Here is a 17,095-nt window from a genome sequence, read left to right on the forward strand (position 1 = left end):
GATAAACCAACTTTAAAGCTGATTTTCGTACATTAACATACAAATACGCGTCAATACGCTACAAAGGAGCACAAGACTCCAAATACTTGAATATTGGTCAGTAAATAATGTACCTGAGTAGTTACAGAGTAGTAAATGTTTTCATAACATTTAATATTATTTATTGAGTAACCTAAAGTGTTTAGGTGCAATCTAACTAAAAAATAACTATAATAAATAGTTAAATCAAGATTGCATTTAAACATAGTTGGATTTAGTCAAGCTATGGCTATAATTAGAGGATGCAATCCCCTAACCAAAAACCTCCTAAATACAACTAAAAACTAAAACAACCACTTCATAAAATCCACCAATAAGCATACTTTTCCACCTACCACGCCCTTTATCCATTAGAGGTCTTCAACACCATAAATGCACAAGGCACCCACTGACCTCACGGTCACTATCGGCGACCCTAATAGGTGAATGCATCAATTAGGGCATACCGATAGTAATCGGAAGCATGGGATTTTGGCTAGTGGGCTAAATGTTACCTGCCTTTTTTTTGCTCGACTTTTTCAATACCCTATAATTACAAGCTCTATTTTCTCTATATTCAACTCTATGCTCGGAAAGAAGTTGAACAATTATTCCCATTGTTTCTTTTTCATTTAGACCAATTTTTTCTCCTAAGTCAATCTCATTATGTCGACCATTATCTACTTTAAGTAGGTTATAATATCTATTTTTATTTTCCATCATGTAGTTTGTTTTTTTACTGCAATCATCATGTGTGGGCTAAAGGGTAAAAGATAACTGTCATTTTCTGTAATTTGTATTAGTTCCAATAGTGGTCTTTGTTTTTTGTCATCCATCATATTGGTAAAGTAATCTTTGTCTAACCATGCCATACCTTCAACTGCATAAGTATTTAGATAGGTTAATTCCTGATTTAAAAACTCCTCTTTAAGCTGATCAGGTTTATGGTAATATGCCTCAGCCAAAAGCCATGGGAATTCATCTGGTGGGTTATGAACTCCTGTTGTTAATTCCTCTTTACACATTTCAAAAAATGGCTTCTTGTGAATTAATCCATTGAGAAGACCTACCAAAGTTGATGCGGTATAATTAATCGCAAAACCCAATATAATTCCGCCATTTTTTAAGACTCTTTTAGCTTCGGAGATGGTTAAATCTCTGTCTTCCACTTTTTGAAGGTGATAAAGAGGTCCGTGTAAAATAATGAGGTCTGCAAAATTGTTGGGAAATTCCAATTTTCGCGATTCCCCCATGTGTACAAAAAACTTGTTTTTCAATTTGTGCGCCCTCTTTTGAGCCAATGTAATATGTTTGACAACTGGTTCTACCAAATGAACCTGATGTCCTCTTTGGGCAAGCCATTCTGCGTATTTCTCTGTTCCACCTCCGATATCAATGATTTTTGAAGCTGGGAATGGGATATACTTATCAATGAGTAACTTAATTCTTTCAAACTCAAATACTCCCATTCCTTTATCAAGCCTAGTCTCTTCTGACGCTTTATTATAGAACAACTCAATGTTTCTGCTTATTAACTGTTTACTTTTCATTTTTAATCACTGTTGTATCATCACAGTAGAAATGCATAGCATTTTATACAATGACAAAGCAATCGATGTATAATCGATAACTATTGGTTAAAATTTTATGAAATAACTGGATATAATCATCTGCGCATTAAAAAATCGGATGATTTAATGCCTCATTTATTACTCGTTTTCAGAGTTTATCCTTAAGAGAAGGACACAGATAATATGTTGTATTAGTAAAACAGAGTTTAAAGATAGAAATAATTGACTGAAACTTTTCAAGATATTGGATTTAATTGAAGATTATAGGGCAAGAAAAGGGGGCTCTCACCTTCCCACAAAATTCACATAATTGGGAAAAGCTGCGCTTGAGTTCAATTGCAGTAGGTTAGACCTGCTTAATCTCTTTTCTTTTTATAGCATGATTGGAAAAGCAACTAAACTGATTTTCCTTTTCGGACCTGTTTTTATTTTATAGAAAGAAAATGCAAAAAGATCTATTCGGTTGCCATTCAACCTACCTATCCTGCAAAAAATGATTCTTTTGCCTTTTCAATTAATTTGTTAGGAATATGTTGTTGTGTACTTTGCCCTGTGAGAGCCCTCAACATATCACTTAAATAATTGAAGGAACATTCATTTTTTCTGCAAAATCGAGCCCCAACCAAACGTTTTCATTGATTTAAAAATTAACTTATAATTGGTTAACTGCCCTTCTTACCTATTCAATCAAAAAAGGTCAAGCTCTTCGATTTCTTAAAATTGCTTTTAAATAAGCCATCTGGATTTTATACTATTTTTAAATTCATTAAAAAGAGACCTATAGGTGCTTTGCTTGCTTAAACTAATAAGACTATAACATGAAAAAGACCTAGAATATGCCATAAATAAGCAGAAATAGAAACAAACAATTCCAATTTATTTTGATTTCATGGATTAATGCCTAATATTTAAACCCATAATTCAGTTAGTAGCCCATATTCATTGTATGTCAATTCAGGAAGAGAAAGGTAAGACGCTGTGGAGTGAGATAAAAAAGGGCAATAAAATTGCCTTGTCCACACTATATAATGACCATTTCCAAACGCTGTATGAATATGGATATAGGATTTATCATGACAAAGAACTGGTTGAGGATTGTATTCAGGAGCTTTTTATAAGACTATGGTCAAAGCGGGAAAGTATTCAAATAAGGGGCTCCATAAAATCCTATTTACTAGTATCTATCAGAAATGCCATATTCAATGAAGTCAAAAAGTCTGAAAAATTTTTCCCAATTTCTCAAGAAGAAGTTCAATTGAACTTTAAGGTAGATTATACTGTAGATAGCGAGTTTTTTAAAGATCATCTTCAAGATGATCAGATCACAAAACTTTTGGAAGGCTTTAATAAACTGACAGGTCGCCAAAAAGAGATGTTGTATCTCAAATTTTTTGAGGGAATGAGCCAAGAAGAGGTTGCCGATATCATGGGTATAACTGTAAAAGCATCCTATAAACTGTCTGCAAGGGCTTTGGCAAACCTAAAAGACCTGATGGGAATATCAGCACCACTCCTATTAAGCATTTTAGAATATTGGAAAAGAGTATAGATTAAAAAAACCTGTATTAAACAAATATTTTATTGTTTTTTACATTATTTAAAGAATAAATAACAAATAGAACTATTTCCAATTTTTAAACTAAAAATCTATCAAATTTCATTTTTCTGACCAAAAATAAAATAAATGATACCACATTAATTTACTTATATTAGAATTTATCAAAAAAAGCTACAAATTTTACCTCATAATAAGAATTATGAAAAAAATTTATTTTTTAAAAAATTAGAATTTTATTTTAAAACAGGACTCATAAAAGTATATAATATCTAATATTAATTAAAAACATTGAATATATACTGTTAAATAACCAATCAATGATTTTATATTTTACAATATTAAAAAAATATCAAATGATCATGGGGTAATTTCACGGAACTCAATGTCCTATTATTGATCATTAAATCAAATAAAAAGTGAGCAAACCCAAAGAAGCTTATTTGTTTCAAGACTTTATCGATGACCCTACATTCATAGCTTGGGTAAAAGAGGCATCCATACAAGTGCCAGACGCCTGGTCAAGTTATGCTCAAACTAATCCTGATAATATTAAGGAGCTAGAAAAAGCAAAAAGATACATCCAAGCAGCCAATGCTTTTAAGAGAATTGAGCCTGAACCTCATAGCAAGAAAAAGATATGGGAAGCTATAAATTACAAGACTTGGCAAAGTGATCAAAAAACACAACAACATAAATTGTTAAAAAGAAGCGTTTTAAAAATGGCTGCAATTTTTGTTGCTATTATAGGGAGTACGCTCTTAACATATAAAATAGCATCTCATTACAGTAAAGTTGAAGAGTATAGTGCATATGGTGAAATTCGTAAAATATATTTACCTGACTCATCCATTGTCACCTTAAGCGCCAACTCCAGCATAAACTATTACAAGCATTGGACTAAAGACAGAATAAGAGAAGTTTGGGTTGAAGGAGAAGTATTTTTTGATGTCAAGCACCTACACGATGGCCAGGGTGAGCCACAGTTATCAGAACAATTTAAAGTAAATCTTCAAAACCTTCAGATAGCCGTCTTAGGTACTTCATTTAATGTCAAATCGAGAAGAGATATCGAAGAGGTAACGCTAGCTTCTGGTTTAGTAGCTGTTAATGTTTCCCGCAAAGAAGAGCCTATACTACTTTCCAAACCTGGTGAATCCATCATTTTCCATGAAAAAACTAAAACCATGGAAATGATCGAAAAACCAGATACGGATATAGCATGGATAAACCGAATCATCAAATTAGATGACACTCCAGTAAAGGAGTTGCTTGAGGAGCTAGAGGATTTTTATGGCGTTACTTTCCATGTTTTGGATCAGCAAATATTAGATAAAAAAGTAGATGGAGAATTCCCTCTCACCAAAGCTAATGATGTGAGGTTCATCTTATCAAGCATTTTGGAAAAAGAGGTTACAGTCAATAAAAATCACATTACAATCAAATAACTTAATCAACCACCAACACAATTTACTATGAGGAAAATTTACAATTTATGGCTGCTCTTGCTTTGCTTCAGTCTGACAATAGGGTTAGCAGACGCACAAGTTAGAGACTTGCCACTGGAGTCAGCCCTAAAAGAGATCGGGGCACATTATGGCACCAGGTTCGTTTATGACAATGAATTATTGAAAGATAAAAAAGTCAGTCTACCCCAATTTACCAATAGAGATGTAGAAGAAGTTTTAAAGCAAATGCTCTATCCATTGGATTTGGTGTTTTTATATGTTGAAAAAAACCACTACACCATTGTGCGTAACAATGATCAGAGAAGGTTATCACCATCAAAAAATCAACGAGGCAACAACCTCAGTCAATTTCAGACAGTTGAAGCGACAGACTCAATTTTAGACGGTAAAATGTACATCAATGGAAGGGTCACAGATGAACTAGGAGAAGGTTTACCTGGCGCTACAGTTGTAATCAAAGATACAGGTAAAGGGATTGCAACTGACGTTAATGGGCATTTTGCTTTGGTTATCCCAAACAAAGAGGTTCAAATAATTGCTTCTTACATTGGCTTCAAATCTTATGAAACCAAAGTTGGAAATCAATCAAGTTTTGACATTCGCCTTCAACCTTCAGACAGTCAACTGGATGAAGTCTTAATCATTGGTTATGGTCAAAGTACAAAAAAGGAACTCACAGGATCTGTTGGGAAAGTCTCTGCTGAAGTTATTGGTCAACAGCCTATCTCCAACCCCTTAGAAGCACTTCAAGGAAGGGTTGCGGGTGTTTTGGTTACCCCAAGATCTGGTTTTGGAGGAGGTAATTTTGATGTGGTAATTCGAGGACAAAACTCATTACTATCTGGAAGCACCCCGCTATATGTTGTAGATGGAGTACCTTTTTCTCCAAGCACATTGAATCAGTTTGGTGTATTTGGGGCACTTCCACCTGCGGCTGGCTCAGAGAGTCCATTAAACAGTATCAACCCTTCTGATATTTTAAGCATTGAAATCCTCAAAGATGCTGATGCAACAGCCATCTATGGCTCAAGAGGAGCCAATGGTGTTGTACTCATCACTACCAAAAGAGGGAAAGTAGGAAAGACAACTTTTGAAGCAAATGTCTATCGAGGGGCTGGACAGGTAACCAGAAGATTCGATATGCTTAACACAGCACAGTATTTGGAACTAAGACGTGAAGCTTTTGAAAATGATGGGCTTACTCCTACTGCCGCAAATGCGCCAGATTTATTGACTTGGGATCAAAATCATTACACCGATTGGCAAGATTTATTAATCGGTGGAACTGCCAATATCACCGACGTTCAAGCAACCATAAGTGGAGGAACCTCTCAGACACAGTTTAACATCAATGGTGGCTATAGAAATGAAGGAACAGTGTACCCTGGAGATTTTGGAACGGTTAGATCAAGTGCTAGAATGGGTATTAACCACACCTCTGTCAATGAAAAGTTTAATATCAATGCCACAGGAGCTTATAACTTTTTAGTAAACACGCAGGTGCCTTCTGACATGACTACGAACATTTTCTTACCTCCAAATTACAATCCTTACAATGAGGATGGCTCTCTTAATTGGACTACAGGTGTTAGTAATCCTTTGGCTGTATTCAACCGTAGAATGACCAATACGACTAGAAACCTTATGGGTAATGCTGTTCTTAGCTATGAATTGCTTCCCGATCTGATTCTAAAATCAAGTATAGGTTACAATTACATGGATATGGATCAAGTATCCCTTAATCCACTCTCAGCAAGAAATCCCAATCTTCAAAACCAAAGAGGGAGTGCTGAGTTTGGAAACAGTTCTTTTGAAAGTTATATCATAGAGCCTCAAATCTCCTATGCCCGAAAAGTGGGTGATGGACAAATCCAAGTGTTATTAGGCAGCACGTTACAGCAAAATGTCAACCAAGGAACCTACATTAGTGCTACTGATTACTTCAGTGAGGAGTTATTGGAAAACTTATCTGCTGCTGCCACCCGTACTTTTTGGAGTGATGATTACAGTGAATACAGGTATAGTTCTGGCTTTGGAAGGGTCAACTATAATTTCAAAGGCAAATATATCCTTAACGGTACTTTCAGACGAGATGGGAGTTCTAAGTTTGGCCCAAACAACAGGTTTGGTAATTTTGGTGCTTTGGGTGCTGCATGGATTTTCTCGGATGAACCATTTATGTCTGGATTCAAAGCCTTAAGTTTTGGAAAACTTAGAGGTAGTTATGGTACAACAGGCAGTGACACGGGCATAGGTACTTACCAATACATGGCAAGATGGGCAAGTATTTCTCGCTTGACTTATGGAGGACAAAATGGAATTGCACCTTCAAATATTGGCAATCCTTCTTTTCAATGGGAAATGGTAAAAAAATCTGAAATTGCCTTAGAATTAGGTTTTTTAGAAGATAGATTAATGCTTGAAGTTGGTTTTTTTAGAAACATATCGGACAATCAGCTTGTAGGCTTTTCCCTAGCTTCGCAAACAGGGTTTACAAGTGTTACAGCAAACCTACCTGCAAAAGTTTTGAACAGGGGATATGAGATTGGTTTAACAAGTACCAATATTCAAAATAAAAATTTACGTTGGACTACTTCCCTTAACCTCACCTTACCTTATAATGAGCTTTTGGAGTTTCCTGACCTTGAAAATTCCTCGTACAGTGGAACTTATTTATTGGGTCAACCAGTAACTGTTATTCGAGGTTATAGTTACCAAGGGGTCGATCCAGAAACGGGATATGCACAATCTGACTATGTTAATTCTTCTGGTCAGTTTGTCGGGAATTTTGCAACTAGGCCAGCCATAGCTCCAGGGTACCCTAAATTATTTGGAGGAATAAATAATGCAATAAATTTTAAGAACTGGGACATCAATGCTTTCATACAGTTTACTGTACAAGAAAGAAGTCAAATCCCGATCTATACCATGCCTGGTGCACTTTCAAACCAAGGACTAGCGGTTCTAGACAGGTGGCAATCCCCAGGAGACATCACCAATTTCCCTAGGCTAAGTACCCAAAACTCTACTGTAGCTAGGATAACCTTCAACAACTTCACAGCATCAGACGCCATGATTTCTGATGCCTCCTTCCTAAGACTTAAAAATCTTTCTATAGGATATTCCTTTAATCAAGCTTTCACAAATAAGTTAAAGCTTCAGCGTTTGAGGTGGTATGTTCAAGGTCAAAACCTCTTTACCATTACAGGTTACTATGGTTTAGATCCTGAAGTGGGTAGTTTAATTCTTCCTCCAATGAGGGTAGTATCAACAGGTGTACAAGTATCATTCTAAATCCCTCTCAACATGAACAAAAATATCAACACATATAGCCTTAAGCAAGCGCTCTTACTATTGTGCTTTTCAACAACTTTCTTTGCTTGTGAATCATTTCTTGATTTGGATCCTCCCAGAACAAGTGTTGTAGATGAGAATGTATTCAAATCTGCTAATACTGCTGATGCCGCAGTAAGAGGAATTTATCTGCATATGTATAACAGTACCAACACCCCCAACCTTATCAATGGGGCTTACCTATCCCCTGTTCTTGGGATTGCTGCAGATGAATTAGATTACTTCGGTACCGAATTTGACAATTTCAAAAACAACAGGTTAATTGTTTCAGACATTAGTATACAGAATGTCTGGACATCAGGCTACAGGACAATTTACCAAACCAATGCCTGCGTAGAAGGCTTAAGAAATAACAATCAGATCAATGTATCTCAAAGAGATAGGATGTTAGGGGAATCCCTATTCCTAAGGGCTTTGAACTACTATTACCTTGTTAATCTTTGGGGAGCTGTACCATTGGTACTTTCCACAAATTATGAAGTTACAGGTAGTTTACCTAGAACTTCCGTGGATGTCATATATCAACAAATCATTGAAGATTTGACCGAATCTGAATCTCTGCTTGGCGAAGATTATTATGGTACAGGAAAAACACGTGTAAACAAACATGCTGCAAATGCTTTATTGGCAAGAATTTTCCTTTACAGAGGAAATTGGCAAGAAGCATACGACAAAGCTACTACTGTAATCAATGCCAATTATGCACTGCCTGAGACAGATGAGGTGTTTAAGGTAGAAAGTACAGAAGCCATTTGGCAGCTTCAAAACTCTGCTACTCCTACTTCCAATTCCATTGAGTCAAGTAGATTTCTACCAACCAATCAACCTTTGTTTTATGTAAATACTGCCCTAGTAGATTCATTCGAGGAAGGTGACGCTCGCTTATCATGGCTAGGTACTTTCGAACACTTAGGAGAGTCCTACATTTATCCTTTTAAGTATCAAGCAGCTGGTTCAACTCCTAATGGTATTCAAGAGCACTTGGTCATGCTAAGGCTTGCCGAACAATACTTGATTAGGGCAGAAGCTAGCGCACATTTAAACAATTTAAGCGGCGCGATAGGTGATCTCAACAAAGTCCGAGAGAGAGCAGGTATCCCTGCATATACAAGTCTTCCGAGTCAAGAAGTTATCCTTGATTGGATCGCCCTAGAACGTAGAAAGGAGCTTTTTTCTGAACAAGGCCATAGGTGGTTTGACCTGAAGCGAACTGGAAAAATTGCTCAGGTTTTAGGAGACTTTAAAAACACTTCTTGGGATGCAAACAATGAACTATGGCCAGTTCCTCAAAATCAACTGTTGGCTAACCCTAATTTAGACCAAAATCCAGGCTACGGTCAATAATTCAATAAGCATTTTAATTCAATTTAAATATGAAAAAATCAAAAGTAATATATCAATTTTGGGCAATATGCATTATACATTTATTAGGTATTTGTGTTTCATGCGAAGGTACTCACAGCCATCAGGAAGACATCCCTCCTACGCTATCAATAAAAGGCCAATTGAAAATTGAAGTGGATTCTATTCAAGTAACGTTGGTCAAATTCGGTAGTCAAATTGAGGTAATGGATTCTACTTGGGTAAAAGACGGTCAATTTCATTTTGAAAATGATTCCTTCCCTGCAGGAATTTATGCTTTACGAATCCCTAAAATCAACAAGTATCCTTTAATTGCACTATTTGATCAAGTTGAGATTGATATCGACTCAAGTCAAGTAATTATTAAAGGAGGTAACTATCAGGATCATTTGAACGAATGGACAGCTGCTTGGAAAAAGATTCAAAATAATGCTGGGGAAATTTATCGAAAATTGGATAAAGCTACCAATGATAAGAATGAAGAAGGGATAGCATCAGCTCAAGCTGAACTTCGGTCAATTGATAAAACCTTGAGTAAGGAGGTAGAAAGTTTCATAAAGAAATATCCCAATTCTCCGATCAGCTCTTTTGTAATTTACGACAGGTACAGCCAATACAGCAATATCGAAAAGGAAGGAGAATATTTCGCCCTGCTTGATGAAGAAGCCAAAGACGCTGAATTCGGAAAAATGATCTACGAAAGTCAAGCATTAGCTGCCAAATCTGCCATTGGCGTCACACCAGCCTTTGAGCTGGAAGATGCAAAAGGAGAATTGGTTTCTTTTAAAGATTTTAGAGGCAAATATGTATTAGTTGATTTTTGGGCTAGCTGGTGCGGTCCTTGTCGAAGAGAAAACCCTAATTTGGTTGCAGCCTATAACAAGTATCATGAGCATGGATTTGAAATCATAGGTATTTCCCTTGATGATAAAAAAGCGCCTTGGGAGACTGCAATAAAAAAGGATCAACTAAACTGGACCAACCTTTCGGACCTGAAGGGCTGGAACAGCATCGCTGTCAGCTCATTTGGAATCAAAGTGGTCCCTACAAGCTTTCTTTTAGATCCTGATGGAAAAATCATTGCCAAAAATTTACGAGGGGATGCTTTGGAGGAGAAGCTCGAGGAATTGATGGGTAGCGCTTCGTTATAAGCACAATTCAATTGTAAATTATATTGGATAAATCGGAAACATCAGCTAAAACAGCTGCCTAAGACATGCACTTAGGCAGCATATCTCCAAAACAGAAACTTAGTTTGGACTAAATATAGGCTTCAAAGCTGTAGCTGCCTAAATCAAAAAATATTCAAAAACATATCATTACAAAAACTGCATAGCACAAGCTGTAACTACGATACTTTAAAGCAACAATAAACATTGTTGCTTTAATAAACACCTCATCTCAAACTTTCATTTCATTTAAATCTAGTCTCTTGAGCGCAAATCAAGTAAGACTTAAAACACTATTGCCATGATTGTAGATCAACTGACTAATACCATCTGCCTTACCAACGAACTTCAAACAAAATTCAACTATCTCTGGCAATTAGTAGGCAATACGCCTATGCTCGAAATTCAATGTATTTATAAAGATAAACCAAGACGAGTATTTGTAAAATGTGAACAATACAACCTTACTGGGAGCATCAAAGACCGTATGGCCTTATACACATTGCATCAATCTTATAACAATTGTTTGATTAAGCCTAAAGACATCATAATTGAAGCTACTTCAGGCAATACAGGTATTGCATTTTCAGCCATTGGGCGGATACTTGGACATGAGGTGGAGATTATCATGCCCAACTGGCTGAGTAAAGAGCGAAAAGATATCATCAAAAGTCTGGGCGCAAACATCCGCTTGGTTTCAAAAGAAGAAGGAGGCTTTCTGGGTAGCATAGCCATGGCAGAATCAGCATATAACAGTAGGGAAAATGTTTTTCTTCCACGCCAATTTGAGAATGAGTTCAACATTGAAGCACATGAAGTAACTACAGGAGCTGAAATTTTGCAACAGCTAGAAAACCATGGATTGGTTCCAGATGCTTTTGTTGCGGGCGTAGGTACTGGTGGAACGGTAATGGGAATAGGTAAAAAGCTTAAATCCTTGAATCCAAGTATTAAAGTTCATCCATTGGAACCTTATGAGTCCCCTACTCTTTCAACGGGATTTAAAGTTGGAAGCCATCGAATCCAAGGAATATCTGATGAGTTCATTCCAAGCATTGTAAAATTATCGGCTCTCGATCCTGTTTTGAAAGCAAAAGATGGTGACGCCATTATTGTTGCCCAACAAATAGCATCATCTCTCGGCTTAGGTGTTGGCATATCATCAGGAGCCAATTTCATTGGGGCTTTGCAGTTATTAGAAGATTTGGGAAATGATGCTATAGTGGTAACCATTTTCCCTGACTGTAATAAAAAATATTTGAGCACAGACCTTATGAAAGCGGAACCTAAAGAAATGGACTATTTCTCAAACCATTTAAAATTTACTGGATTCAAAAGTATGGGCAGGTTATCAGCTTCAGCAGATAGTCATAAAAATGTCTTTTGAGCACTTTGATTTTACCAGATTAACAAAACATTCCAAATAAGATTCATGGAACAACTAACTACACGCAAGGCCAATCACCTAACGCTAATTATCCTCATTTTCTGCTTGATCACCCATACAGCGCCTAGCTTTGGTCAAATTCATGATCCCGTCAAATGGCATTTTTCAACGCAAAAAGTAGCAGGAGAACAAGATATTTATGAAATAAGCTTTCAAGCCACTATAGCTAAAGGATGGCACATTTACAGTCCTACCATACCTGAAGGAGGGCCAGTTCCTACTCGAATACATATTGAAAGCAACTCAAACTTCGAGTTGGTTGGCAATACAGAGAGTCTATCTAGTGCACTTGAAAAATTTGAAGCAATATTTGACATGAATATTTCCTATTATGACCATGAGGCAATCTTTTCCCAAAAGGTAAAATTAAATGCTGATGGAGCACAAGTTAATGGGTACATAGAATTTATGGCATGTAACGATGAAAACTGCTTGCCACCTGCAGAAACAAACTTTTCAATAGCTCTTGGTGAATCGAGTTTGGACAAGGAAGTACTACAAGACAATTCGTTCTCAACTTCAGGAGATGCTGGTAGTCAAGCACAAAGTGCTGCAAGTGGCGATGAAGAAATCACGGATTTAAAAAACTCCTTATGGGGAATTTTCATAGCGGGTTTCCTTGGGGGCTTAGCAGCACTTTTAATGCCTTGTATTTTCCCCATGCTACCCTTAACAATAAGTTACTTTACAAAAAGCAATGATCAAGGTTCAGCAATAGGCAAGGCTTTAATATATGGGTTTTCTATCATTGTTATCTATGTGTTTTTAGGTCTTGCCATTACGGTAATATTTGGCGCGGATGCAATGAATGCCTTATCTACTAATGGATTCTTCAATTTCTTTTTCTTTTTGTTATTAGTGATTTTTGCAGCTTCCTTTTTTGGTGCTTTTGAATTGACTTTACCATCCTCTTGGGCCAACAAGCTTGACAGAAAGTCTGATCAAGGCGGATTGTTAGGGATTTTCTTCATGGCTGCAACATTAGCCATTGTTTCCTTTTCTTGTACTGGGCCTATCATCGGCACCTTATTGGTTCAAGCCGCTAGTATGGGGGAATATTTAGGACCTTCAATTGGTATGCTTGGTTTCTCAATAGCCTTAGCAGCACCCTTTGCATTATTTGCTATGTTTCCTTCCTTGCTAAAATCCTTACCCAAATCAGGAGGTTGGCTAAACAGTGTAAAGGTTGTACTAGGTTTCTTGGAATTGGCTTTGGCGTTAAAGTTCCTATCCAATGTAGACTTAGCATATCATTGGAATTGGTTTGACCGGGAAGTATTTTTGGTCCTCTGGATTGCAATATTTGGTTTACTTGCCATGTACCTGTTAGGTAAAATCAAGTTCATCCATGATAGTCCTTCTTTAACAGTCTCAACCCCGAGAATATTTCTAAGTATACTTGTTCTGGCATTTACAATTTACCTCATCCCAGGACTTTGGGGAGCACCATTAAAAGCAGTATCTGCATTTCTTCCCCCTCAGCATACTCAAGATTTTGATTTATATACTAATGCTTTGTCATCAAGTCATCATGTTGAGCCTAAATCAAACATACCGAATCTAGAAAGGAAGTATGCTAAATACTTTCATGCTCCATTGAACTTGGATCCATTTTATGATTTTGAAGAAGGGATAGCCCATGCCGCAAAGGTGAATATGCCTGTCTTAATAGATTTCACTGGACATGCATGCGTGAACTGCAGAAAAATGGAAGCCTCTATTTGGTCCGTTCCAGATATTTTAAGGATCATTAAAGAAGAGTATGTATTGATTCAATTGTATGTAGATGACAAAACCATGTTACCCATTCCTGAACAGTTTATATCAGCATATAGTGGGAAAAAGATTAAAAACCTAGGACAAAAATGGAGTGATCTCCAAGCGCAATTATACAATTCTAATGCACAACCTTATTATGTGCTTCTCAACCCCAAAGTTGATAAATTACTTACTCAACCTGTAGGTGCAATTTATGATGCTACAAAATACAAGTCATTTCTAGAAAGTGGATTAGACGCTTTTCAGTAATATACACCCAAATAATGTTTAGCGATGATTAAAGACAGGTAGTGCTACTGCCTGTTTTTTCTTTTGATGTTTCAAGAAATTTCTCATAAATGTATCTTGTTTGAGGGGCTTGAATATTTAATTTTTTTCCTAATCGAATCAATGTTTCTCCAAACAAATCAAATTCATTTTTCTTTCCTTTTATTTCAACATCTCGTTGAAATGATGTTTTTGTTTCAAAGGGAAATTGCTTTGCTTTGTTAAAAGATTTTTCAACAATATCTGAACTTAAAGGTATTTCAAGCTTTTTTGTGATTTTTTCAATTTCAGCCATAACAGATTTTGTAAGCTTGCTTAGTTCGCTATCGGCTAAAATTTCACCTATTGTTTTGCTATATGTTGCTGTAACTAACCCAAATGCTGCAACAAACATATATTTTGACCATATTGAAACATATACATCATCCTCCCAACTATAATCAATATCGGATTCCATTAAAATATCAAGCAATTGTTCAGGATAAAATTCTGGAAACATAGGATCTCTCCCAATAGAAATTTTACAACTTCCTCCTTTTTGATAAATTATTCCAGGACTTTCAATATGAGTCCCGACATACACGCAGGATGGTAAAACAACTCCTATGTTTAAATGCTTCCTAATTCTTTCGTAGATATCAACCCCATTAAGTAAAGGAAGAATAATTGTGTTTTCGTTCGCAATTTTAGCAATATCTTTTGTTGCCTTTTCTAAATCATAACCCTTTACCGACAAAACAATGATATCACAAATTGGCAAGTTTTCGGTAGTGTCTGTACAAAGTTTTGGAACAATTGAAATTATTTCTTCCCCTCCTGCTTTTTTTAATGTTAATCCATTAGAACAAATGGCATCTTTATGACTTCCACGAGCTATAAAATAGACTTCATGTTCATTTTTGAACTTGTTTGAGACCAAGGCTCCGAAATATCCTCCGACACCACCCACACCAAAAAAACAAATTTTCATAATTGTTTAATTTTGTTTGATTAATATTATTGAAGCATTATCATTTCCAAAATTCTGACTAAGGCTAAGAAAATCACTTAATCTAAACTGATTTCGAAGCTTAAGCGCTGATTAGTCAACCCTAATTTACCCATTTCCTTTTTAATCTTCCCATCTAAGCCCAACTACCTTTTCTAAAACTTATCAAACCCAACCCCTCTCCTTATGGATCAGTTTACAGGATCTAGGAAATCAAGGGTTGAATCCAAGACATTATAGAAAATCAAATCTTCAGATATTGGGTTGAGGAATTTATACCTGAACCAAATCAAAATGTCTTAATTACAGGCAAAATACTAAACAACCATCTTCTAAAATCTACCAATTAGCTTATTACCTAACCTAGCACCACTTTCATCCTACGGATGTCTGGCGTAGCCAAACCATACACCTAGATACACACAGCAGCCTCTATTCCGATAATTTTCGCAACAATGATAGAACTTTAAATCAAACAGGTCTTACCGATAGGGATTGGTATTATGGGTTTTTGAAAAGTGGGCTAAATGTAAGCAGTTCATTGTTTCTGGTGTCTTTATACTGTGTCAAATTCTTGCGGATATTTCACCAATCCATTCGTGTTTTTAAGTCCATCAGTTACTAATTCAAGTGCCATAAAAACATTTGTCGGAACTTCGTAAGGTGATTTGATATAATACTTTTCTGCTGGTATAAAACCAAATTTCGGATAGTAATGTTCGTGTCCCAATACAATAACTGATTTGTGTTGCAGTTCTCTTGCTTTATCGAGTCCGTGTTTGATTAGTTGTCCGCCAATTCCTTTGTTTTGAAATTCTGGTCTAACAGCCATCGGTGCAAGTGCTAAACTGTCTGTTTCGCTTTTGTCGTCATTTATAATTTGGATTTTTGTAAACAAAATGTGTCCTACTATTTTATTGCCCAATGTCGCAACCAATGAGAGTTGAGGAATAAATGCCTCGCTCTGTCGTAATAATTCAACAAGATTAGCTTCGCTGTCTTGCCCGAAAGCAAGCTTATTCACTTCAAAAACTGCGTTAAAATCGTTTTTAGTTTCTTGTCTGATATTCATTACGTTCATTTCTTAGTTATTTTTGTGCTACAATGGTTCATCGTTTGACACCGTGTTTTTTTGCTAGCAGTTCTATTTCTTTTTCTGGCAAATCTACTTGACTTAATTGTATTCTACAATCTTCTACACGAGGCAAGTCATTTAGAACGTTGGCTAAATCCATCCGTATCAACAAGGCTTCGGCAATATCAGTAGGTGTTTCGTTCCCAGCCTTACTCAATGCCACATCCAATGTTTTAGCTGCTGCTTTTTCGTCCTCTTTATAGTCTCTAAACCTTATGGCAACTGCTATTGATTTCTGTAATGGTGTTTGGTTTTTGTCGTCAGCTTTCTCCCAAGTTTCCTGATCCTCTTCTCCATAATTAATGAAAATAATGCAATTGCCGGAAATATCGGTCAGTGTAAACCGTGTTGCTCCCGGCTTCATTCTCGAAATTCTCGGTAGTCCCGAATGCGGAATCCTTCCCATATTTTCCTTAAAGCGCTGCCTAAATTCCTCGTACACTTTTTCAGCATCGTGTACCATAATCAAGCAGCCATTGTATAAGTTACGTTCGGCTTCCATTCCTTTCACCCGACCAAAATGCAACTCGAAACCACCGCGCTCTACAACTCCATATTGATAGGGACGAGTTTGTTTATAAGTAATTTCAAAGCCTAATATTTCCCAGAACGAAAGTGATTCTTCGATATCTACACAAGGAAGCGAAGGTATCGTCATCCACTCTTTTTGCTGTTTCAATTGTTCCATTTTTATACTTTTTTGCTCAGTGCAAACCTAAGCACTTTGGCAGGAACGACCATTTTTATATACTTTTTCGTATATAACAAAAAATACCTAAAAGGCTTAAATAGTAATTATTATAAACAGGTATCAATATCAGCTTCTTCCATTAAAAAGATACCGTATTCGGTCAATTGATCTATGACAGGTAAGGCTTTTTCCGCTTTATCGGTTAGTTGATATTCTACACGAGGAGGTTTTTCTAAAAAGGCATGACGTTTAATCATATTTTTTTCTTCCAATTCCCGCAATTGCGTGTA

The 17,095-nt window shown here is 36.4% G+C and carries 13 protein-coding genes; 7 read left to right on the forward strand and 6 right to left on the reverse strand.

The features are described 5' to 3' along the window. Positions 1-522: 522 nt before the first annotated feature. Positions 523-741 carry a hypothetical protein gene (locus MM239_RS05895; RefSeq protein ID WP_241347278.1) on the reverse strand — a complete coding sequence of 73 codons (219 nt, stop codon included), beginning with the start codon at positions 739-741 and terminating at the stop codon, positions 523-525. After that, positions 738-1,568, reverse strand: coding sequence for a class I SAM-dependent methyltransferase (locus tag MM239_RS05900; protein WP_241347279.1), 831 nt, complete (start codon positions 1,566-1,568; stop codon positions 738-740). The genes MM239_RS05895 and MM239_RS05900 overlap by 4 nt, the downstream gene beginning before the upstream one ends. Positions 1,569-2,535: 967 nt before the next feature. On the opposite strand from MM239_RS05900, the gene MM239_RS05910 reads away from it, so the two are divergent. The 7 genes from MM239_RS05910 (at position 2,536) to MM239_RS05940 (ending at position 13,973) form a co-directional block, all read left to right on the forward strand. Next, entirely contained in the window at positions 2,536-3,138 is a 603-nt protein-coding gene (locus tag MM239_RS05910) for an RNA polymerase sigma factor (RefSeq protein ID WP_241347280.1), read from the forward strand. 425 nt (positions 3,139-3,563) lie between these two features. Then, a complete protein-coding gene (locus tag MM239_RS05915; protein ID WP_241347281.1) occupies positions 3,564-4,592 on the forward strand; it encodes a FecR family protein in 1,029 nt (342 codons plus the stop codon). Positions 4,593-4,619: 27 nt separating this feature from the next. Further along, entirely contained in the window at positions 4,620-7,907 is a 3,288-nt protein-coding gene (locus tag MM239_RS05920) for a SusC/RagA family TonB-linked outer membrane protein (protein WP_241347282.1), read from the forward strand. 12 nt (positions 7,908-7,919) lie between these two features. Next, a complete protein-coding gene (locus MM239_RS05925) occupies positions 7,920-9,311 on the forward strand; it encodes a RagB/SusD family nutrient uptake outer membrane protein (RefSeq protein WP_241347283.1) in 1,392 nt (463 codons plus the stop codon). A gap of 29 nt (positions 9,312-9,340) precedes the next feature. Beyond that, positions 9,341-10,480 carry a TlpA disulfide reductase family protein gene (locus tag MM239_RS05930; protein WP_241347284.1) on the forward strand — a complete coding sequence of 380 codons (1,140 nt, stop codon included), beginning with the start codon at positions 9,341-9,343 and terminating at the stop codon, positions 10,478-10,480. 319 nt (positions 10,481-10,799) lie between these two features. After that, a complete protein-coding gene (locus tag MM239_RS05935) occupies positions 10,800-11,885 on the forward strand; it encodes a PLP-dependent cysteine synthase family protein (protein WP_241347285.1) in 1,086 nt (361 codons plus the stop codon). A gap of 45 nt (positions 11,886-11,930) precedes the next feature. Continuing rightward, positions 11,931-13,973, forward strand: a complete 2,043-nt coding sequence (locus MM239_RS05940; RefSeq protein WP_241347286.1) for a protein-disulfide reductase DsbD family protein — start codon at positions 11,931-11,933, stop codon at positions 13,971-13,973. A 28-nt stretch (positions 13,974-14,001) separates the two neighbouring features. Here MM239_RS05940 and MM239_RS05945 read toward each other — a convergent pair whose 3' ends face one another. The 4 genes from MM239_RS05945 to MM239_RS05960 all read right to left on the reverse strand — a co-directional run bounded on the left by MM239_RS05945 (position 14,002) and on the right by MM239_RS05960 (position 17,086). Continuing rightward, positions 14,002-14,961, reverse strand: a complete 960-nt coding sequence (locus tag MM239_RS05945) for a ketopantoate reductase family protein (RefSeq protein WP_241347287.1) — start codon at positions 14,959-14,961, stop codon at positions 14,002-14,004. A 574-nt stretch (positions 14,962-15,535) separates the two neighbouring features. Beyond that, the gene (locus MM239_RS05950) at positions 15,536-16,051 is read right to left on the reverse strand and encodes a GNAT family N-acetyltransferase (protein WP_241347288.1); all 516 of its coding nucleotides are present in this window, start codon (positions 16,049-16,051) and stop codon (positions 15,536-15,538) included. 37 nt (positions 16,052-16,088) lie between these two features. After that, positions 16,089-16,802, reverse strand: coding sequence for a VOC family protein (locus MM239_RS05955; protein ID WP_241347289.1), 714 nt, complete (start codon positions 16,800-16,802; stop codon positions 16,089-16,091). A 110-nt stretch (positions 16,803-16,912) separates the two neighbouring features. Further along, positions 16,913-17,086, reverse strand: a complete 174-nt coding sequence (locus MM239_RS05960; RefSeq protein WP_241347290.1) for a winged helix-turn-helix transcriptional regulator — start codon at positions 17,084-17,086, stop codon at positions 16,913-16,915. Positions 17,087-17,095: the final 9 nt, after the last annotated feature.

This window comes from Belliella filtrata (assembly GCF_022549775.1).
Lineage (GTDB): Bacteria > Bacteroidota > Bacteroidia > Cytophagales > Cyclobacteriaceae > Belliella > Belliella filtrata.

Excerpts from the sequence above, each read along its gene's own strand:
- MM239_RS05895 (WP_241347278.1), bottom strand. The coding sequence starts at position 741 with ATGATGGAAAATAAAAATAGATATTATAACCTACTTAAAGTAGATAAT.
- MM239_RS05900 (WP_241347279.1), bottom strand. The coding sequence starts at position 1,568 with ATGAAAAGTAAACAGTTAATAAGCAGAAACATTGAGTTGTTCTATAAT.
- MM239_RS05910 (WP_241347280.1), top strand. The coding sequence starts at position 2,536 with ATGTCAATTCAGGAAGAGAAAGGTAAGACGCTGTGGAGTGAGATAAAA.
- MM239_RS05920 (WP_241347282.1), top strand. The coding sequence starts at position 4,620 with ATGAGGAAAATTTACAATTTATGGCTGCTCTTGCTTTGCTTCAGTCTG.
- MM239_RS05925 (WP_241347283.1), top strand. The coding sequence starts at position 7,920 with ATGAACAAAAATATCAACACATATAGCCTTAAGCAAGCGCTCTTACTA.
- MM239_RS05930 (WP_241347284.1), top strand. The coding sequence starts at position 9,341 with ATGAAAAAATCAAAAGTAATATATCAATTTTGGGCAATATGCATTATA.
- MM239_RS05935 (WP_241347285.1), top strand. The coding sequence starts at position 10,800 with ATGATTGTAGATCAACTGACTAATACCATCTGCCTTACCAACGAACTT.
- MM239_RS05940 (WP_241347286.1), top strand. The coding sequence starts at position 11,931 with ATGGAACAACTAACTACACGCAAGGCCAATCACCTAACGCTAATTATC.
- MM239_RS05945 (WP_241347287.1), bottom strand. The coding sequence starts at position 14,961 with ATGAAAATTTGTTTTTTTGGTGTGGGTGGTGTCGGAGGATATTTCGGA.
- MM239_RS05950 (WP_241347288.1), bottom strand. The coding sequence starts at position 16,051 with ATGAATATCAGACAAGAAACTAAAAACGATTTTAACGCAGTTTTTGAA.
- MM239_RS05955 (WP_241347289.1), bottom strand. The coding sequence starts at position 16,802 with ATGGAACAATTGAAACAGCAAAAAGAGTGGATGACGATACCTTCGCTT.